Annotated in this window: 15 protein-coding genes; 12 read left to right on the top strand and 3 right to left on the bottom strand. The window is 70.6% G+C overall.

The window, feature by feature from the left end:
• Positions 1–54: 54 nt before the first annotated feature.
• Positions 55–1,266, top strand: a complete 1,212-nt coding sequence (dinB, locus tag ASD84_RS01470) for a DNA polymerase IV (protein ID WP_056706029.1) — start codon at positions 55–57, stop codon at positions 1,264–1,266.
• 110 nt (positions 1,267–1,376) lie between these two features.
• Complete coding sequence (locus ASD84_RS01465) at positions 1,377–1,820, top strand: DUF3040 domain-containing protein (RefSeq protein WP_056706027.1); 444 nt, start codon at positions 1,377–1,379, stop codon at positions 1,818–1,820.
• 99 nt (positions 1,821–1,919) lie between these two features.
• Here ASD84_RS01465 and ASD84_RS01460 read toward each other — a convergent pair whose 3' ends face one another.
• From ASD84_RS01460 to ASD84_RS01450, 3 genes are read right to left on the bottom strand one after another with little or no spacing between them, the layout of a single operon-like run.
• Positions 1,920–4,259, bottom strand: coding sequence for a transglutaminaseTgpA domain-containing protein (locus ASD84_RS01460; RefSeq protein WP_056706025.1), 2,340 nt, complete (start codon positions 4,257–4,259; stop codon positions 1,920–1,922).
• Positions 4,256–5,485: a DUF58 domain-containing protein gene (locus tag ASD84_RS01455; protein ID WP_056706022.1), complete on the bottom strand. Its 1,230-nt coding sequence runs from the start codon at positions 5,483–5,485 to the stop codon at positions 4,256–4,258. Before ASD84_RS01455 ends, ASD84_RS01460 begins: the two co-directional genes overlap by 4 nt.
• Position 5,486: 1 nt before the next feature.
• Positions 5,487–6,446, bottom strand: a complete 960-nt coding sequence (locus tag ASD84_RS01450; RefSeq protein ID WP_056710506.1) for an AAA family ATPase — start codon at positions 6,444–6,446, stop codon at positions 5,487–5,489.
• A gap of 324 nt (positions 6,447–6,770) precedes the next feature.
• On the opposite strand from ASD84_RS01450, the gene mraZ reads away from it, so the two are divergent.
• From mraZ to ftsW, 10 genes are all read left to right on the top strand, one after another.
• Positions 6,771–7,184: a division/cell wall cluster transcriptional repressor MraZ gene (gene mraZ, locus ASD84_RS01445; RefSeq protein ID WP_321164000.1), complete on the top strand. Its 414-nt coding sequence runs from the start codon at positions 6,771–6,773 to the stop codon at positions 7,182–7,184.
• Between the two features lie 275 nt (positions 7,185–7,459).
• The gene (locus ASD84_RS24955; protein ID WP_156391521.1) at positions 7,460–7,624 is read left to right on the top strand and encodes a hypothetical protein; all 165 of its coding nucleotides are present in this window, start codon (positions 7,460–7,462) and stop codon (positions 7,622–7,624) included.
• A 6-nt stretch (positions 7,625–7,630) separates the two neighbouring features.
• A complete protein-coding gene (gene rsmH / locus ASD84_RS01440) occupies positions 7,631–8,611 on the top strand; it encodes a 16S rRNA (cytosine(1402)-N(4))-methyltransferase RsmH (protein ID WP_056706018.1) in 981 nt (326 codons plus the stop codon).
• The gene (locus ASD84_RS01435) at positions 8,608–9,126 is read left to right on the top strand and encodes a hypothetical protein (protein WP_056706017.1); all 519 of its coding nucleotides are present in this window, start codon (positions 8,608–8,610) and stop codon (positions 9,124–9,126) included. Before rsmH ends, ASD84_RS01435 begins: the two co-directional genes overlap by 4 nt.
• Before the next feature lie 64 nt (positions 9,127–9,190).
• Complete coding sequence (locus ASD84_RS01430) at positions 9,191–11,005, top strand: peptidoglycan D,D-transpeptidase FtsI family protein (protein ID WP_235530924.1); 1,815 nt, start codon at positions 9,191–9,193, stop codon at positions 11,003–11,005.
• Positions 11,002–12,525 carry a UDP-N-acetylmuramoyl-L-alanyl-D-glutamate--2,6-diaminopimelate ligase gene (locus ASD84_RS01425; protein WP_235530923.1) on the top strand — a complete coding sequence of 508 codons (1,524 nt, stop codon included), beginning with the start codon at positions 11,002–11,004 and terminating at the stop codon, positions 12,523–12,525. The genes ASD84_RS01430 and ASD84_RS01425 overlap by 4 nt, the downstream gene beginning before the upstream one ends.
• Complete coding sequence (locus tag ASD84_RS01420; protein ID WP_056706007.1) at positions 12,522–13,904, top strand: UDP-N-acetylmuramoyl-tripeptide--D-alanyl-D-alanine ligase; 1,383 nt, start codon at positions 12,522–12,524, stop codon at positions 13,902–13,904. Before ASD84_RS01425 ends, ASD84_RS01420 begins: the two co-directional genes overlap by 4 nt.
• Positions 13,901–14,971: a phospho-N-acetylmuramoyl-pentapeptide-transferase gene (mraY, locus tag ASD84_RS01415; protein WP_056706006.1), complete on the top strand. Its 1,071-nt coding sequence runs from the start codon at positions 13,901–13,903 to the stop codon at positions 14,969–14,971. Before ASD84_RS01420 ends, mraY begins: the two co-directional genes overlap by 4 nt.
• A gap of 10 nt (positions 14,972–14,981) precedes the next feature.
• Positions 14,982–16,472, top strand: coding sequence for a UDP-N-acetylmuramoyl-L-alanine--D-glutamate ligase (gene murD, locus ASD84_RS01410; RefSeq protein ID WP_056706004.1), 1,491 nt, complete (start codon positions 14,982–14,984; stop codon positions 16,470–16,472).
• Positions 16,385–17,749 (top strand): putative lipid II flippase FtsW, encoded by a 1,365-nt coding sequence (gene ftsW, locus ASD84_RS01405; RefSeq protein ID WP_082573087.1) that lies wholly within the window; start codon positions 16,385–16,387, stop codon positions 17,747–17,749. The genes murD and ftsW overlap by 88 nt, the downstream gene beginning before the upstream one ends.
• Positions 17,750–17,758: the final 9 nt, after the last annotated feature.

The following is a 17,758-nucleotide window of genomic DNA, read 5'->3' as shown; positions in this document are numbered from 1 at the left end:
CCAAGGTCGTCGAGTAGCGGCGAGCGCCAGCGGGCCGCGTATCGAGACGCAGCGATGACCGCGCCGCCGGTGTGTCCGATCCTGCACGTCGACATGGACGCGTTCTACGCGGCCGTCATGATCCGCGACCGCCCCGAGCTGCACCATGTCCCCGTGGTCGTCGGAGGCGGCCACCGCGGTGTCGTCCTGTCGGCGAACTATCCCGCGCGGCGCTTCGGGATCCGGTCGGGCATGTCGGGCACCGAGGCCCGCCGGCTGTGTCCCCAGGCCGTCACCATGCCGCCCGACTTCTCGGTGCTGACGCCGGTCTCGCGGGCCATCATGGAGACCTTCCGCACGGTCACCCCGCTCGTCGAGGTGACCTCGCTCGACGAGGCGTTCCTCGACGTGCGGGGTGCGGTTCGCCTGTTCGGCCCGCCGGAGGACATTGCCGAGCTGATCCGGGCACGGATCCACTCCGAGCACCAGATCACCTGCTCCGTCGGCATCGCCGCGACGATCTCGGTGGCCAAGCTCGCCAGTCGCCAGGCCAAGCCCGACGGTGTCCGGGTGATCTCGCCGGACCGGTTCGTCGCGCTGGTGCACCCGCTCGACGTGGGTGTGCTGTACGGCGTCGGAGAGGCGACCCGGCAGCGCCTGCACCGGTTGGGGCTCGAGACGGTGGGCGACGTGGCCGCCATCCCGGTCGACCAGTTGCGACGGATGCTGGGCGGCCACCTCGGCCACCACCTGCACACGCTCGTGTGGGGCACCGACCGCACCGAGCTGGTCCCCGGCGGAGCAGGGGTCTTCGGGTTCGGTGAGGGCGAGCCCGAGGGGAGCATGGGTGCCCAGCACACCCTGGCCATCGACATCCGCGACCGCCGCTCGCTGCACCGCGAGCTGCTCCGGCTGGTCAGTCGCGTCGCCGCCCGGGTACGCGCCGCTGGCAAGTGCGGCCGCACGGTCGCGATCACGGTCCGCTTCAGCGACTTCACCACGGTCAACCGCTCGCGGACCCTTCGCGAACCCACCGACGTCACGCAGGAGGTCTACGCCGTCGCCGTGGCCCTGCTCGACGTCCTGCTCGACGGACTGGCTCCGCGGCGACCGGCGGTCCGACTGGTCGGTGTGCGCGTCGAAGGCCTGAGGACCCGCCAGGAGGGGGACTCCCGGCAACTGGTGCTGGGCGAGCGCGATCCGGGCTGGACCGACGCCGACCGGGCGGTCGACCGGGCGGCCCTCCGGTTCGGTGCAAGCGCCGTTCGCCGGGCGAGCCTTCTTTGAGCCACGAACGCACTATTTCGCAGGACGCCCTACCCGGGCTGGGGATGCCCGCCTACACTTGCAACAGAGCCAATGGGCGGATCTGCGCCCCGCACGTGTCGGAGGAATCGGTGCCACTCTCAGACGAGGAGTTGCGACTGCTGGAGCAGATGGAGCGCGCCCTCAGCGAGGAGGACCCCAAGTTCGCCTCGACGTTGCGTGGCACTTCACTGCGGCAAGCAGCTCGTCGGCGCGCCATCTTCGCCGGCGTGGTCTTCGCAGCCGGTGTCACCGTGCTGATGACCGGTGCCGTCAGTGGCTACTGGCCGGTCGGTGTGGCCGGTTTCGTGATCATGCTCGCCTCGGCCACGGTGCTCCTCACGGCGCTCGGTGGCCATCGCGGCGGCGCGGATGCCCAGGTCTCCGCACACCCCTCCGGCTTCGGCGTCGTTCACGGTGGCCGCAGCGGCAGGGGTGGCCGCAGCGGCAGGGGTCGCTCGAGCAAGTCGTCCTCCGGCTTCATGGACACCCTCCAGGCCCGCTGGCGTCGCAGGAAGGAACGTGGGGGCTTCTGAGTTTGATGGGCCGAGCGCGTCTTCGGCGGTCAGACGGGCGAGCAAGCTCGCCGGCGACGCCTCTCGCCGCGCTGCCGGCTTGCTCGCCGCGCTGCCGGCTCAGACCCTGCGCTTCCAGACCGAGCGCGGCAGCCACTCTGCCCGTCGGCGCTCCCGCGGCGTCACCCCTGCAGCGAGCGCGGCCGTGACGGCTTCGGCGTCGGCGTTCAGCGTCGACCGCTCCAGGGTGGCGACCGCTCCCGGTCGCCCATAGCGGGCGCGCTCGACGTGCAGGACGAGGCGTTCGAGGGCCTCGGCTGCCTCGGGTGCAGCGTCCGGTCCCGTGCGGGGTCGTTCCTCGACCGGTCCGTTCGCGTCGGCGAGATGGTCGACCAGGACCGTCCCGACCTCGCGGGGTGAGCGGCCTTCGGGCCAGGGCACGCCGAGGTCGCGTGCGGTCGCGCGAAGCTCGGACCAGACGTCGTCCGGCCCGCCGTCCAGGCGGCTGCGTCGCGTCTGCCGTCGCACGGACCGCGGGCCGAGCAGGAGCGCGGCGATGACCAGCAGGACCAGCGCCAGGGCGGCGGCGGCGATGAGCACGCGCTGCAGAACGCTGCGGCCGTCGTTCTGGTCCTGCCCGGCGTTGGCGTCCTCGGCCGTGGGGTCGGTGGGCTTCGTGGTTGGTGCGACGGTCGCCGTACCGCCGCTGCTCTGGGTCGCACTGTTCGAGGGGAGCACCGGTTCCTCGCCGATGCCGTTCACGGGGACCCGGCTGTAGTCCGGCACGTTCTCCACCCGCCCGGACGGCGTGGGCTCGAAGCGCACCCACCCGGCGCCCGAGAAGTACAGCTCCGGCCAGGCGTGCAGGTCATGGCTGCTGTACTGCCAGCGGCCGTCGCCGATCGGGGTCGGCTCGAGGAAGCCGACGGCGACCCGGGCTGGGATCCCGAGGGTGCGGGCCATCACCGCCATCGCAGAGGCGAACTGCTCGCAGTACCCGACGCGACCCTGGGTCGAGAGGAAGGCCTCGAAGGTGCCGTTCCCCGTGCCGTCCGGAGCGCGGCTCACGTCGTAGACGAACCCGCCGTCGCGGCGGAACCAGCGCTGCAGGAGCAGGGCACTCTCGTAGTCGTTCGAGGCAGGGGCGGTGACGCTGCGGGCCAGGTCGCTCACGATGGCGGGCACGCTGCCGGGGAGCTCCAGCGATTCCTCGGACACGTCGCCGGTGCGGGAGTTGACGAAGTACCTGCCGTCGGTGCCGTAGTCGGGCTCCAGGGACGTCATCGAGTAGAAGAGGCCCCGCGTGTCGAGGTCGTCGTCGGCGGCGAGGAAGTCCATGGACGCCGGGTCGAAGCGCCAGTCACCCTCCGCGTCCACGGCCGCCGCAGGGAACTGCGTCGGCAGCCAGGTGGAGTCGAACCGGTCCGAGATCTGCAGCTGGTAGTCGTACTCGCGGCGCGGGACCGACCCGGCCAGACCCTCCGGTGCGGGCAGGGCGCCGCTCGCGGTGTCCTGCCGGGCGACGTCGCGGTCCCCGCTGCTCCACTCCTGGCCGGTGAAGCGATTGAGCACGGAGATGCGCAGGTACTCGGGACTGGGGTCATCGGTCGCGAAGTCGATGAGCGGCACGTCCTGCTCGCGTTCGAGATCGCGTCGCATGTCGGCGATGGGTTTGCGGATCCGGATGTCACCGCTGCCCTGGCCGGACCCGAAGTCGAAGACGTCGACGCCGATGGCGGGCATGAACGCAGGTACGACGAGAGCCAGCGCCATCGCGGTGATCCCGATCCGGCCGGCGCCGGCGCGGGCGGCCTCGCGGACCGGGTTGGCGTGCCCCCACATCGTGTTGTCCTCGGGACCGATCGCGCGGCCCCATCGTTGCAGCTGGTCGCGGGCGTCGAAGTGCAGCAGGACGAGGAATCCGACGGCGGCGATCGCGAAGCTGCCCCAACCGGGGCCGTCGTCGAGCAGGCCGCTGGGCACCGAGTAGATCGCCAGCAACGCCAGTCCGGCACCGGGGACGCGTCGGTAGGTGCAGGCGACGACGTCGACGAGAACGATGAACACCGCGCCGCTCACGACCAGGAGCGGCCACACCGGCCCGACCCGGTCGCTGATCGGCGCGGCGTAGGTCCGCGCCGCGTCCATGGCCGCGCGCAGGGAGCTTCCGACCTCGGCGCCGGGCGGGCCGACGAACAGCAGGGAACCGGTGATCTGGTAGGTCACCAGGGCTGCGGCTGCCACGGCCTGGATGAGGGCGACAGCCCAGCGCGGCGTGTTGCGCCAGCGCAGGACAGCGCCCAGCACGGCTACGAGAAGGGCGACGGCGGCCAGGCGGCGGAGGTAGGAGCCGGGCTCGGTGAGGAAGCCGTTCCAGGCGGTCAGTGCTGCCCAGGTGGTGGTTGCTGCCACGACCCCCATGATCAGGGCGGAGGAGAAGGTGGGGCGCGGACCGCTCATCGTCCGGCTCCGCCCCGCGCGGGCGCTCGTCCCAGGTCGCGCCAGGCCGCATCGAGCCGATCGCGCGGCCCCATCCCGGCTGCCCGCCAGCCGAGCGCGCCCAGCAGGGACGCCGCGGCAGCCGGTCCCGCGCTGCCGCGGGTCGCCGACCACTGCTCGACATCGAGTACGACGCCGAGCGCGACCCCGGCGTCGTGACGGATCCGGCGCAAGGACGCCGTGTCACCGCCGATCATCGCGCCGAAGACGGCGGCAACGACACCTCCGCGGGACTGGTCTCCGCACCACCCGACGTCCAGGGTGCCCCGCGTGGTCGTGGTGAGGACGGCGAGCTGTCGCAGCGCTTCCTCGGCGCCGGAAGCCTCGGTGCCGGCCGCGGTGGCGAGCTGGACGGCGTATCCGTGCTGCTCGAGGTGGACGACCAGCGAGGCGGCAACGACGACGGCTGCCTCGAAGCTGGACGCCGGACCCTGGCCGCGGTGGGCGTAGTTGCGGTTGTCGATCAGGACCGTCGCGTGTGCCTCCCACGGCTGCTCCTCGCGACGCACCATCAGCTCGCCGATGCGCGCCGAGCTGCGCCAGTGGACCCGCCGGAGGTCGTCGCCGCGGCGGTACTCCCGAACGCTGACGTCCTCGGCCGAGCCCGACGCGAAGGCCTGGGGCCGGTGCTCGCCCGCTCCTTGCCAGCCTCCGGTCAGGGGGATGGGCGGCAGGGGGAGCACCCGCGGCGTCACGATCAGCTCCGCCGTACCGGCGACGGAGCGGCGGCGTTCGACGAGCCCGAACGGATCGGTGATCCGGACGTTCAGGGGTCCCACGACGTACTGGCCGCGCAGGTCAGCGCGGACCGGATAGCTCACGGTGCGTTCCCACCGCTGGCCCAGTCCCTGAAGGACGAAGCGCGGACGGTTGCCGAGGGCATAGGGAAGGGCGTCCTCGACCAGCAGGGCGCCGTCGGATCGCCCGCGGTCGCTGGCGATGGTGAGATCGATCCGCGCGGACTCTCCCGCCCGCAGCAGCCGGGGCCACACCGAACGGGTGACGGTCGGGTCGTGGCGTCGCCGGCTCACGACCAGGGCCGCGATGAGCGGCAGGGTCAGCACCAGTACTCCCACCTGGGTCAGTGCCGGCTGTGCGAACACCAGGGCGCAGGCCACGGCGGTGAGGCCCGCCGCGACGAACGCACGTCCGCGCAGGGTCAGGGAGGACAGGCTGGGACGGACCATGTCAGGCAGGGGAGTCCGGCACCGGAACCTGTGCAGCGATGGCCTCGAGGATCGATGCGGCGCCCCGGCCGCCGACCGCTGCTTCGGCGCTCGGGAGCAGGCGGTGGGCCAGCACCGGCTGCAGGAGTGACCGCACGTCGTCGGGAAGGACGTAGTCGCGGTGGTGCACCGCGGCGCGCGCCTTCGCTGCTCGAACCAGGTGCAAGGTCGCGCGAGGGGAGGCGCCCAGCAGCAGCTCGGGGCTCTCGCGGGTCGCCGCAGTCAGGGCGACGGCGTAGCGCTGGACGGCCGGCGAGACGTGGACGCGGGCGACGATGCCGCAGAGGCGACGGATCTCGGCACTGTCGGTCACCGGACCGAGGTCGTCGAGCGGGTTGGTGGTGCCATGGCTCTCGAGCATCGCGATCTCCGCCGCGGGCACGGGGTAGCCGACCGAGACCCGGGCGAGGAACCGGTCGCGCTGTGCCTCGGGGAGCGGGTAGGTGCCCTCCATCTCGACCGGGTTCTGGGTCGCGATCACCATGAACGGCGACTCGAGCTGGTAGGTGACGTTGTCGACGGTCACCTGGCGCTCGGCCATGCACTCGAGCAGTGCCGACTGGGTCTTGGGTGAGGCCCGGTTGATCTCGTCACCGATGACGACATTGGCGAACACCCCGCCCGGGCGGAACTCGAAGGCCCGGGTCGACTGGTTGTAGACCGAGACGCCGGTGATGTCCGAGGGCAGCAGGTCGGGGGTGAACTGGATCCGTCGGACCGTCGAGTCGATGCTGCGGGCCAGCGCCTTGCTCAGCATCGTCTTCCCGACGCCCGGCACGTCCTCGATCAGCAGGTGGCCCTCGGCGAGCATCACGATGATCGACGCGGTCACCACGTCGCTCTTGCCCTCGATGACCTTCTCGACGTTGGCGCGGATCCGGCCGGCGACCCGAGCGACGGACTCCACGTCGCTCTCGGTCATCGGTGGGCTGATCTGGGACTCCACGTCGTCTCCCTCTGCCTGCTGTGGATCGGTGGAGTCACCCTACGGCGCCACTGGGTGAAGACGCCCTCCTCCACTCCGTTCCCGTTCGGGGCGGTTTCTCCTCCACTTCTCCTCCACTTCGCTCCACCGCACCGAACAGGCCGCTGACCTGCGGTTCCTTGCGCACGCCAGCGGCCTCGAGCCGACCCCAGTGGCCGAATCGTGGTGAATGGTGGTTGACGGTGGGGCAAAGTGGAGTACTGTGGGGCAAAGTGGAGGACAGACCACACGTTGACTGGCTGGGGGTGCCGGATGCTCTTCATGGGCACCTACACCCCCAAGCTCGATGACAAGGGCCGCCTGTTCCTCCCGGCGAAGTTCAGGGATCGACTGGCGGAGGGCATCGTGGTCACACAGGGACAGGACAAGTGCCTGGTCGTCTGGCCGACCGATGTCTTCGCCGACGAAGCCGAGCGGGCCTCCGCCCGGCCGATGACCAACCGCGCCGCCCGCCGGTACGCCCGAGTGCTCTTCGCCGGTGGCGACGAGAGCACGCCTGACAAGCAGGGACGGATCGGCATTCCGGCCCTCCTGCGTGAGTACGCCGGACTCGAGCGCGACGTCGTCGTGATCGGTGTGCGGGACCGGCTCGAGATCTGGAACCCGACTGCATGGCGCGAGTTCCAGCTCGAAGCGCTGGAGGAGTTCGCCGACCTCGACGAGGACGACGACTAGCAGCACCGGCGCGAACCAGCGCCTTCACAACTCAATCGCGGATCCGCAGGACGAGGTCTCAGCCCGCTCCCGCTCCCGACACCCCGATGTCGACCCCCACCTGGGACACCTTCCCCGGTACCAGGCGGTCACGGCGACAACGGGGACACCCGGCCTTCTGGGGCACTTCCCCGGCACCAGACGGCACCCGAACACACGCCGGCACGGGAGCGGGCAGGGACCTGGCTCTGCGGATCCGCCTCATTTCCAGCACCAGTACTCAAAGGGTCGAAACCATGAGCGTCATTCGCACGCACGCACCGGATGCGTCCGGCGAGCGTTCGGTGTCGCCGCGCGTCAGGGAACAGGCCCGGGAGGCACTGGCCTTGATGGCCTTCTCCCTGGCGGTCTCGCTCGCGTGCTCCCTGCTCCTGCTCGCCACCCACGTTGCAGGGCGCTGACGCGACATGAACGCTCCGCGCCACGTCCCCGTCCTCCTCGACCGGGTCGTCGCCCTTCTCGCGCCCGCGCTCGACCACCCCGACGCGGTGCTGATCGACGCCACCCTCGGGCTCGGCGGTCACAGCGAAGCAGTGCTGGAACGGTGTCCCCAGGCTCGCGTTGTCGGCATCGACCGCGACCCCCAGGCGCTGGCGATGAGCCGCGAGCGGCTGGCGTCGTACGGCGACCGCTTCACCGGGGTGCACGCCGTCTACGACGAGATCCCCGACGTGATCGCCGACCTCGGGCTGCGGGAGGTCGCGGGCGTGCTCTTCGACCTCGGCGTCTCGTCGATGCAGCTCGACCTGCCCGAACGGGGCTTCGCCTACTCGATCGACGCACCGCTCGACATGCGGATGGACGGCACCACCGGCCCGACCGCGGCCGACGTCCTCAACACCTACAGCGCCGGCGACCTGACCCGCATCCTCCAGAGGTACGGCGAGGAGAAGATGGCCAAGCGGATCGCCTCGGCCGTCGTGAGGGAGCGGGAGGTCGAGCCGTTCACCAACTCGGCCAGGCTCGTGGAGCTGCTCTACGCCGCCATCCCCGCGCCCGCACGCCGCACCGGTGGCCACCCCGCCAAGCGCACCTTCCAGGCGCTGCGGATGGAGGTCAACGACGAGCTCCGGGTGCTCGAGCGGGCCATGCCGGCCGCCGTCGAGGCGATCGGGCTCGGTGGCCGGGTGGTCGTCGAGTCGTACCACTCGCTCGAGGACCGGCTGGTGAAACGGACGTTCGCGGACGTCACCCGCTCGACGGTCCCCGACGACCTGCCGTTCCTGCCCGAAGGGTCCGAGCCGTCGTACCGGCTGGTCACGCGGGGCGCGGAGCAGGCAAACGAAGCGGAGATCGAGGAGAACCCTCGCGCCGCCTCCGTCCGACTTCGCGCCATCGAGCGCACTCGTCCACGTTCCACCTCGTCCGGCAAGGGAGCCGCATCATGAGCAGCACCGCATCCGCCCTCCGCAGCCGCCTGCCGCACGCTGCGCCCCGGCTGGCCCAGGCTGCGCTGGAGCGTGCCCGGCTCACCGTGGTGCCGCGCCGTCGTACGACGGCACCCCGGGTGCCGTTCGTGACGTTCGTGAGCATCATCCTGCTGGCGGGGGTCATCGGTCTGCTGCTGTTCAACACCTCGATGCAGCAGGCGTCGTTCCGGGCGACCGCGCTCGAGAAGCAGGCCACCGACCTCAGCGCGCAGCAGGAGGCGCTGGAGATGGACATCCAGGAGCTGCGCGGTCCCCAGCGGGTGGCGCAGGCCGCCCAGAAGCTCGGCATGGTGATCCCTTCGACGCCTGCCGGCGTCCTGCATCTCGGGAGCGGCAAGATCAGCGGCCACCCGACGCCTGCGTCCGCGGAGGACAGCATTCCGCTGGCCACTCCGGGACCGCGCAAGCCAGCCTCCCTCAAGGCGAAGACGGTCAAGGTGCGCGCCGACGGCGCGCCCGCCCGGAATCGTTGATCGCTCCGCCTAGGTTGGACACTCTCCGGGCACCCAGACAACGTCAGCGACCAGGACGAGAGCGTTGAGCCGACACAATCCACTCCGCCAGACCCGCACCACCGGTGCGGTGCGTCGCGGATCGCCCCAGCGGCGGATGCAGATCGGCTTCCTGCTGATCGCGATGGTCCTGTCCGTCTTCGCCGCCCGCCTGGTGCAGCTTCAGGGCATCGACCCGCAGGACTACGCGCAGATGGCCGCCGCCGAGGGGTCGCAGATCGTCACGCTGCCGGCGACCCGCGGGGAGATCCTGGACCGCAACGGTGAGGCGCTGGCCGAGACCGTCGACGGCCGGATGATCGTGGCCGACCCGGCCGTGACCGCCGCGGTCGCTCCGGAGCTGGCGACGCTGCTGTCCGACCGGCTCGGTGTCGACTACTTCGACACGTTGAAGCGACTGCGCACGAAGGGAAGTCGCTTCCAGTACGTCGCCCGGCAGGTCCCGGCGAGCAAGGCCGAGAAGGTCGTGTCGGACGTCGCCGAGAAGTTCAAGGACGACAAGGGTCGCCCGTTCGCCGGACTGATGACCGAGCGCGACCCGCTGCGGATCTATCCCAACGACGAGGTCGCCGCCAACGTGCTCGGCTTCCTGGGCACGCCGAAGAACGACGGCTCCGCGCAGGCGCTCGCCGGCCTCGAGGACTCGTTCGACCGCTACCTCTCGGGCAAGGACGGCGAGGCGCGCTACCAGGTCGGTGCCGGCAACCAGATCCCGCTCGGTGACAACACGGTGACGCCGGCCGTCGACGGCAAGGACGTGCGCACCACGATCGACCGCGACCTGCAGTTCTACGCCCAACGGGTCCTCCAGCAGACCGTCGTCAGGGCAGCCGCCGAGTCCGGCATCGCGATCATCATGGACAGCCGGACCGGTCAGGTGCTCGCCCTGGCGGACTACCCGACGTACGACGCGTCGGATCCCTACGAGTACACCGACGAGCTCTACAAGTCCTCTGCCCTCACTGACGTCTACGAGCCCGGCTCGGTCGAGAAGGTGCTGACGATCAGCTCGCTGGTCGATGCCGGCCTGGCGTTCAAGGAGCAGAAGTTCCGGGTGCCCGGTCAGCTGAACCGCCAGGACCGGCCGATCGGTGACTACTGGGACCACGGGACGATCAAGCTGACCCTGGCGGGCATCATCGCCAAGTCCTCCAACATCGGCACGGTGCTGGCCGCCGACCAGTTCAAGCGCGGCCAGCTGCGGTCCTACCTCGAGAAGTTCGGGCTCGGCCAGCAGACCCGCGTCGGGCTCGGCGGCGAGACCAAGGGCCTGCTCCCGAAGGGGGCCGCGTGGACGTCGCAGGTCGGTGACCGCATCGCGTTCGGGCAGTCCCTGTCGGTCAACGCACTCCAGATGGCGGCTGCGATCAACACGATCGCCAACGGGGGAGTGCGGATCGACCCCAGCCTGATCCAGGGCGAGGCGACGACCGACGACGGCGCGAAGGTCGGCAGCGACGCCGCCGGCACCCGCCGGGTGGTCAGCGCCGACGCTGCCCGCGAGACGATGCTGATGATGGAGCGGGTGGTCGACCCCGACGCCGGTGTGGCTCCGCGCGCGGCAGTCCCCGGCTACCGGGTCGCCGGCAAGACGGGTACCGCGCAGCGGGTCGGCAAGGAGGGCCGCTACGACGGCAGCACCTCGGTCTCGTTCGCCGGCTTCGCACCTGCCGATGACCCGCGCTTCACGATCTACGTCGTCGTCCACAGCCCGCGCAGTGGCAGTGGCGGTGGCAGCGTGGCCGGTCCGGCCTTCTCGAAGCTGATGAGCTACACCCTTCGTCGGTACGGCGTCCCGCCGACCGGGGCCAAGCCCAACCAGACTCCGGTCGAGTGGTGAGCGACCCGACCACCCGCCCCGTCCACCCGCCGCTGACGTCCCTCGACGCCATCGCCCGGGCCCTCGGGCTGGCGCCTGTCTTCCCAGGGGTGAGCCTCCTCGGGATGACCCTCGACTCGCGTCGCGTCCAGCCGGGCGACCTGTACGCCGCGCTGCCGGGCAGCCGCGCCCACGGTGCCTCGTTCACCGAGCAGGCATGGACGGCGGGCGCCGCTGCCGTGCTGACCGACCCGTCCGGTGTGGCCGAGGCGTCGGGCTGGGACCTGCCGCTGCTCGTCGTGGACGATCCGCGGGCGGTGCTGGGCGCGGTGGCCGCACAGATCTACGGCGAACCCGCTGCGGCGTTGACCACGATCGGCGTCACGGGCACGCAGGGCAAGACGACGGTCACCCGACTCCTCGACGGTGGCCTCCTCGCGAGCGGGATCCGCAGCGCGGTGGTGGGCACGGTCGGCACCCGGATCGCGGGTGAGGAGGTCAAGACCGCCCTCACCACCCCTGAGGCGCCGGACCTGCACGGGCTCTTCGCCCGGATGCGCGAGCTCGAAGTGACGGCCTGTGCGATGGAGGTGTCCAGCCACGCTCTGGTGATGGGCCGGGTCGACGGCGTCCGCTTCGACGTCGCGGTGTTCACCAACCTCGGTCGCGACCACCTGGACTTCCATGTCGACGTCGAGGACTACTTCTCGGCCAAGGCACTGCTGTTCACTCCGGAGCACGCGCGGCGTGGCCTGGTCTGCATCGACGACGAGCACGGGCAGCGGCTGGCCCGCGAGGCCCCGATCCCGGTCCGCACCTACGGCGTCGGCCCCGCGGCCGCTGCCGCCGACTGGACGGTCAGCGACGTCGTGCTCGGCGCCGACGGGTCGCGGTTCACCGTGCACGGGCCTGACGGCATCACGGTCGCGGGCGTCGTACCGCTGCCGGGGGAGTTCAACGTCGCCAATTCCCTGGCCGCCATCGCCTCTGCAGCCGAAGCAGGACTCGACGCACAGGACGTCGCGGACGGAATTGCCCGTTCTGGCGGGGTTCCCGGTCGTCTGGAGCGGATCGACACCGACCGCGACCTCACCGTCGTCGTCGACTACGCCCACAAGCCCGACGCGGTCGACGCCGTCCTTCGTACGCTGCGCCCGGTCACCCGCAGGCGCCTCGTCGTGGTGATCGGTGCGGGCGGGGACCGTGACCGGGGGAAGCGCCCGGTGATGGGAGCGATCGCTGCCGAGCTCGCCGACGTCGTGATCGTGACCGACGACAACCCGCGGTCCGAGGACCCTGCCGCGGTCCGGGCCGAGGTCCTCGCCGGTGCCCGCGAAGTGGCTTCCGACGCCGAGATCGTGGAGATCGGTGACCGTCGTGCCGCGATCGAGTCCGCCCTGGCCGGAGCCGGTGACGGCGACGTCGTGCTGATCGCCGGCAAGGGGCACGAGACCGGACAGGAGGTCGCCGGCGTGGTTCATCCGTTCGACGACCGCCAGGTGGCGCGCGAGGTGCTCGCCGCCCTGGACGGCCCACGATGATTCCCCTCCAGCTGTCCGAGGTCGCTCGGGTCGTCGGTGGCGCCCTGCACGGTGACGACGTCGTCGTCGCCGGTCCGGCGTACGTCGACAGCCGCTCACCGGTCCCCGACGGACTCTTCGTCGCGATCGTGGGGGAGCGGACCGACGGCCACGCCTACGCAGAGGGTGCGCACGCAGTGCTGGGCAGCCGCCCGACCACCGCGCCGACGGTCGTCGTGGACGACCCGGTCGTCGCCCTGGGCCTGCTCGCACGCCATGTCCTCGACCTCCTGGACACGACCGTGATCGCGCTCACCGGCTCGCAGGGCAAGACCGGCACGAAGGACTACCTCGCTGCCGTGCTGCGGGCACTCACGTCCGCGGAGGCCGTGGTCGCCACGACGGCGAACAACAACAACGAGCTCGGTGTCCCGCTCACCGTGCTCCGTGCGAGCACCACGACCAGTCATGTCGTCGTGGAGATGGGCGCGCGCGGCGTCGGCCACATCTCTTACCTGTGCGAGATCGCGCCGCCCCGGATCGCGGCCGCCCTCAACGTCGGCAGCGCCCATGTCGGTGAGTTCGGCGGCCAGGACGTCATCGCGCAGGCGAAGGGCGAGATCATCGCGGCCCTGCCGGACGACGGGGTCGCCGTCCTCAACGCCGACGACCCGCTCGTGGCTGCGATGGCGACCCGGACCTCCGCGCGCATCGTGTCCTTCGGCTCGGCCGGTGCGGTGAGCTGGCGCAACCTGACCCTCGACGCGCTGGGCCGGCCCACCTTCGAGCTCGGGTACGACGACCAGTGGCATGCCGTGACGTTGTTGCAGTCCGGTGCGCACCAGGTGCTCAACGCCGCGGCCGCGGCCGCGATGGCGATCGGCGCAGGTTTCGCTCCTGCGGACGTGGCCGTCGCGCTCGGCACAGCAGCCGCGGCATCGCCGTGGCGGATGGAGGTCACCGAGCGTGCCGACGGGCTCGTCGTGATCAACGACTCCTACAACGCCAACCCCGAATCGATGCGGGCAGCGCTGGAGGCGCTGGTCGCCATCGGCCGGGGCGAGGGCGGCTCGCGCCGTCGTACCGTCGCGATCCTGGGGGAGATGAAGGAGCTCGGTGCGGAGCACGAGGCCGGCCATCGAGCAGTGGGCCGCGCTGCCGCGGAGCTCGGGGTCGACGTACTCCTCGTGGTCACCGAGGCGGCCCGCGGCATGGCCGAGGGTGCCCGGTCGGAGTCCGGTAACACGGTCGGTGAGGTGATCGTCACGGCGGGCCGGGACGACGCGGTGGCATGGGTGCGGCAGAATGCCGGACCGGAGGACGTCGTCCTCGTCAAGGCGTCGCGCGGCGCCGCCTTGGAGCTGGTGGCAGCGAGCATCCTGAAGGGGACCATGCAGTGAGAGCGATCCTTCTCGGAGGCGGCATCTCGTTGCTGATCTCACTGCTCGGCACGCGTGTGGCCATCCACTGGTTCACGCAGTGGGGCTACGGGCAGGAGATCCGCGACGACGGCCCGACCAGTCACCACACCAAGCGCGGCACCCCCACCATGGGCGGCGTCGTCATCATCCTTGCTGCGGTCATCGGCTACTTCGCAGCGAAGCTGATCACGCTCACGACGCCCAGCGCATCGGCCTTGCTGCTCCTCTTCCTCTTCGTCGGGATGGGCCTGGTCGGCTTCCTCGACGACTTCATCAAGATCTCCAAGCAGCGCAGTCTCGGCCTGCGCAGCAAGGCCAAGATGGCCGGGCAGACCGTTGTCGCGCTGGTCTTCGGCTGGCTTGCACTGTCGACGTGGCTCGAGGACGAGAACGGCCGGAGCCCGGCGAGCGACAAGGTCTCCTTCCTGCGCGAGCTCGACTGGTTCGTCCTGCCGACCGTGCTGGCTCTGCTGTTCATCTGGCTCCTGGTTGCCGGCTTCAGCAACGCCGTCAACCTCACCGACGGGCTGGACGGCCTCGCAGCAGGCGCCTGCGTGATGGTCTTCGGCGCCTACACGCTCGTGAACATCTGGCAGAACAACCAGTTCTGCCAGGACGAGCCGAGCGCTTCCTGCTACAACGTGCGAGATCCGCTCGACCTCGCGATCATCGCGGCCGCCATCACCGGGGCCTGTTTCGGCTTCCTGTGGTGGAACGCCTCGCCCGCCAAGATCTTCATGGGGGACACCGGCTCGCTGGCGCTCGGCAGCGCCCTCGCCGGGTTCGCGATCCTGACCCGCACCGAGCTGCTGCTGGTCGTCCTCGGTGGACTCTTCGTCCTCGAGACGGCGTCGGTGATGATGCAGGTCGGCTTCTTCAAGCTCACCAAGGGCAAGCGGATCTTCCGGATGGCGCCCATCCACCACCACTTCGAGATGCTCGGCTGGGAGCAGGTCACCGTGGTGATCCGGTTCTGGATCATCACCGGCCTGTGCGTCGCGACCGGCCTCGGCATCTTCTACGCCGAGTGGGTCTCACGACTGTGACCACCACGGCATGAGCACCCGCGACGTGTCCACCCTGGGCCGCAAGGACGCCTGGGACGGAGTCCGCGTCGTCGTCGCCGGGTTCGGGACGAGCGGCGCGGCTGCGGTCGACAACCTGCTCCACCTCGGTGCCGACGTGCACGCCGTGGCCGAGGTGGCCCGGCCCGCTCTCCTCGAACGTGCCGAGCTGCTCGAGGTGCTCGGCGCCCGCATCGACATCCACGAGGGTGCGACCGCGACCCTGCCCGACGGCGAGGTCGACGTGCTCGTCGTGTCGCCGGGCTTCCGCCCGGACGCGCCGATCGTCGTGGCCGCCCGTGAACGCGGCGTACCGGTCTGGGGCGAGGTGGAGCTCGCCTGGCGACTCCGGGATCCCGATGCTCCCGCTCCCTGGCTGTGCGTCACCGGCACCAACGGCAAGACGACCACCGTGCAGATGCTCGACAGCATCCTGCGCGCCGCTGGCCTGCGCAGTGTCGCCGCCGGCAACGTGGGTCTCCCGCTGACCGAAGCGGTCATGGACCCCGAGCCCTATGACGTCATCGCCGTCGAGCTGTCGAGCTTCCAGCTCCACACCACCGACACGATGGCTGCCGAGAGCGCTGCCGTGCTCAACGTCGCCGAGGACCACCTCGACTGGTACGACGGCACGGGTGGCATGGACGGCTACGCCCGGGACAAGGGCCGGATCTACACCGGCGTCCAGCGGGCGTGCGTCTACAACGTCAGTGACCCCGTGACCGAGCAGCTCGTGCGCGATGCCGACGTCACCGAGGGCGCTCGCGCCATCGGCTTCACGCTCGGCATGCCCAGCGTCGGAATGCTCGGTGTTGTCGACGAGTTCCTCGTCGACCGCGCCTTCCTCGAGGAGCGTTCGAGCAGCGCCGCCGAGCTGTGCACCATCGATGACCTCGCATCCAGTGCTCCGCACTACATCGCCAATGCCCTCGCCGCCGCGGCGCTCGCCCTGGCCCACGGGGTCAGCCGGACCGCCGTACGAGACGGGTTGAAGGCGTTCCGTCCCGACGGACACCGGATCGCTGTGGTCGCCGAGCACGACGGCCTCACGTGGATCAACGACTCGAAGGCCACCAACCCGCATGCGGCCGCGTCCTCTCTCGCCGCGTTCGCGCCGGTGGTCTGGGTGGCCGGTGGTCTGGCCAAGGGAGCGAGCTTCGAGGACCTGGTCCGATCAGTCGGTGAGCGGCTGCGCGGCGTGGTCCTGATCGGGCGGGACCGGCAGGTCATCGCGGAGGCGCTTTCGCGACACGCACCCGATGTGCCCGTGATCGATGCCAACAGCCCTGAAACTGGTGGGGTAGTTGGTGAGTCAAGTGGCGACCTGATGAGGCGCGTCGTTGCGCTGGCTGCCGGTATGGCCCAGTCGGGCGACACCGTGCTGCTGGCGCCGGGATGTGCCTCGATGGACCAGTTCACCGACTACGCCGCCCGCGGCGACGCGTTCGCCGAGGCGGTCAGGGAGTTCATCGCAAGGGACTGAAGGGGGTCGTCATCACCACCGCGAACCCCGAGAGCCCGCGCCTGTCCTTCCAGTCGCTGGTACGGCGTCGTCCGCGAGCCGTCGTCACCCGGCGACCCAGCTGGGCGCGCGCGCTGAAGGATGCGCTCGACCGCCCCCTGACGACGTACTACCTGCTGCTGGGCGCGACGGCCCTGCTGCTCACCATCGGCCTGATCATGGTGCTGAGCGCCTCCAGCGTCCGGGCCTACAGCGAGACCGGCGACTCCTACGCGGTGGTCAAGCGGCAGCTGATGTGGGTGGCCATCGGCGTCCCGTGCGCGTTCATCGCGTCCCGGGTGTCGACCACGTGGGTGCGTGGGCTCTCGTATCCCGCGTTCTCCATCTCGCTGTTGCTGCTCGCGCTGACGGCCAAGCTCGGCGTCGAGGCCAACGGCAACACCAACTGGCTGGCGCTGGGGCCGGTCCAGATCCAGCCCTCGGAGCTCGCCAAGCTCTCGCTGGTGATCTGGGCGGCGCACATCTATGCCAACAAGGAACGCCGGCTCAAGAGCCTGCACCAGATGCTGGTGCCGGTGGTTCCCGGCATGGTGGTGGCCACGACGCTCGTGGTGCTCGGGAACGACCTCGGTACGGCGCTGGTGTTCTTCGCGCTGCTGATCGGCATGCTGTGGGTCGTCGGTGCCCCCAACAAGCTGTTCGTCGTGTCCCTCCTCGGCGTCGGCTCACTCGCTCTCGCGCTGGCGGCCACCAACGGCGAGCGGGTCCAGCGCCTGTTGAACTTCTGGGACCCGTTCAAGGACTTCCACGGCAACGGCTGGCAGCCCGCCCACGGCCTGTACGCCATGGCCAGCGGCGGCATCTTCGGAGAGGGGATCGGTGCCAGCCAGCAGAAGTGGGGCCAGCTGCCCGAGGCCTACACCGACTTCATCTTCGCCGTACTGGGAGAAGAGCTGGGCCTGGTCGGCACGCTCCTGGTGATCACCCTGTTCCTCGTCATCGCCTACGCCGGCCTCCGCGTCGCGCGCGAGACCAAGGACCCGTTCGTCCGCTACTGCACCTTCGGCATCGTGGTGTGGCTGCTCGGCCAGATGATCATCAACGTCGGCATGGTCCTGGCCCTGCTCCCGGTCATCGGGATCCCGCTGCCGCTGGTGTCGTACGGCGGCTCGAGCCTGCTGCCCACGCTGAGTGCCCTGGGCCTGGTCATCGGATTCGCCCGGCGCGAGCCTGCTGCGGCGCGCGCACTCGCGCAGCGTCGTCGGGCCAGGTCGGCCGGACTCTCGGCGCGCGGGTAGGTTTCTCGC

The sequence above is a fragment of the Nocardioides sp. Root682 genome (assembly GCF_001427795.1).
Taxonomy (GTDB): Bacteria; Actinomycetota; Actinomycetes; order Propionibacteriales; family Nocardioidaceae; genus Nocardioides.
The sequence above is the reverse complement of the archived record's forward strand: the minus strand, read 5'-3'. Positions and strand labels throughout refer to the sequence as shown.

Bases quoted from the DNA above. Each gene is read 5' to 3' on its own strand.
- dinB (WP_056706029.1), top strand. From the start codon at position 55: ATGACCGCGCCGCCGGTGTGTCCGATCCTGCACGTCGACATGGACGCG.
- ASD84_RS01460 (WP_056706025.1), bottom strand. From the start codon at position 4,259: ATGAGCGGTCCGCGCCCCACCTTCTCCTCCGCCCTGATCATGGGGGTC.
- ASD84_RS01455 (WP_056706022.1), bottom strand. From the start codon at position 5,485: ATGGTCCGTCCCAGCCTGTCCTCCCTGACCCTGCGCGGACGTGCGTTC.
- ASD84_RS01450 (WP_056710506.1), bottom strand. From the start codon at position 6,446: ATGACCGAGAGCGACGTGGAGTCCGTCGCTCGGGTCGCCGGCCGGATC.
- mraZ (WP_321164000.1), top strand. From the start codon at position 6,771: ATGGGCACCTACACCCCCAAGCTCGATGACAAGGGCCGCCTGTTCCTC.
- ASD84_RS24955 (WP_156391521.1), top strand. From the start codon at position 7,460: ATGAGCGTCATTCGCACGCACGCACCGGATGCGTCCGGCGAGCGTTCG.
- rsmH (WP_056706018.1), top strand. From the start codon at position 7,631: ATGAACGCTCCGCGCCACGTCCCCGTCCTCCTCGACCGGGTCGTCGCC.
- ASD84_RS01435 (WP_056706017.1), top strand. From the start codon at position 8,608: ATGAGCAGCACCGCATCCGCCCTCCGCAGCCGCCTGCCGCACGCTGCG.
- ASD84_RS01420 (WP_056706007.1), top strand. From the start codon at position 12,522: ATGATTCCCCTCCAGCTGTCCGAGGTCGCTCGGGTCGTCGGTGGCGCC.
- murD (WP_056706004.1), top strand. From the start codon at position 14,982: ATGAGCACCCGCGACGTGTCCACCCTGGGCCGCAAGGACGCCTGGGAC.
- ftsW (WP_082573087.1), top strand. From the start codon at position 16,385: ATGTGCCTCGATGGACCAGTTCACCGACTACGCCGCCCGCGGCGACGC.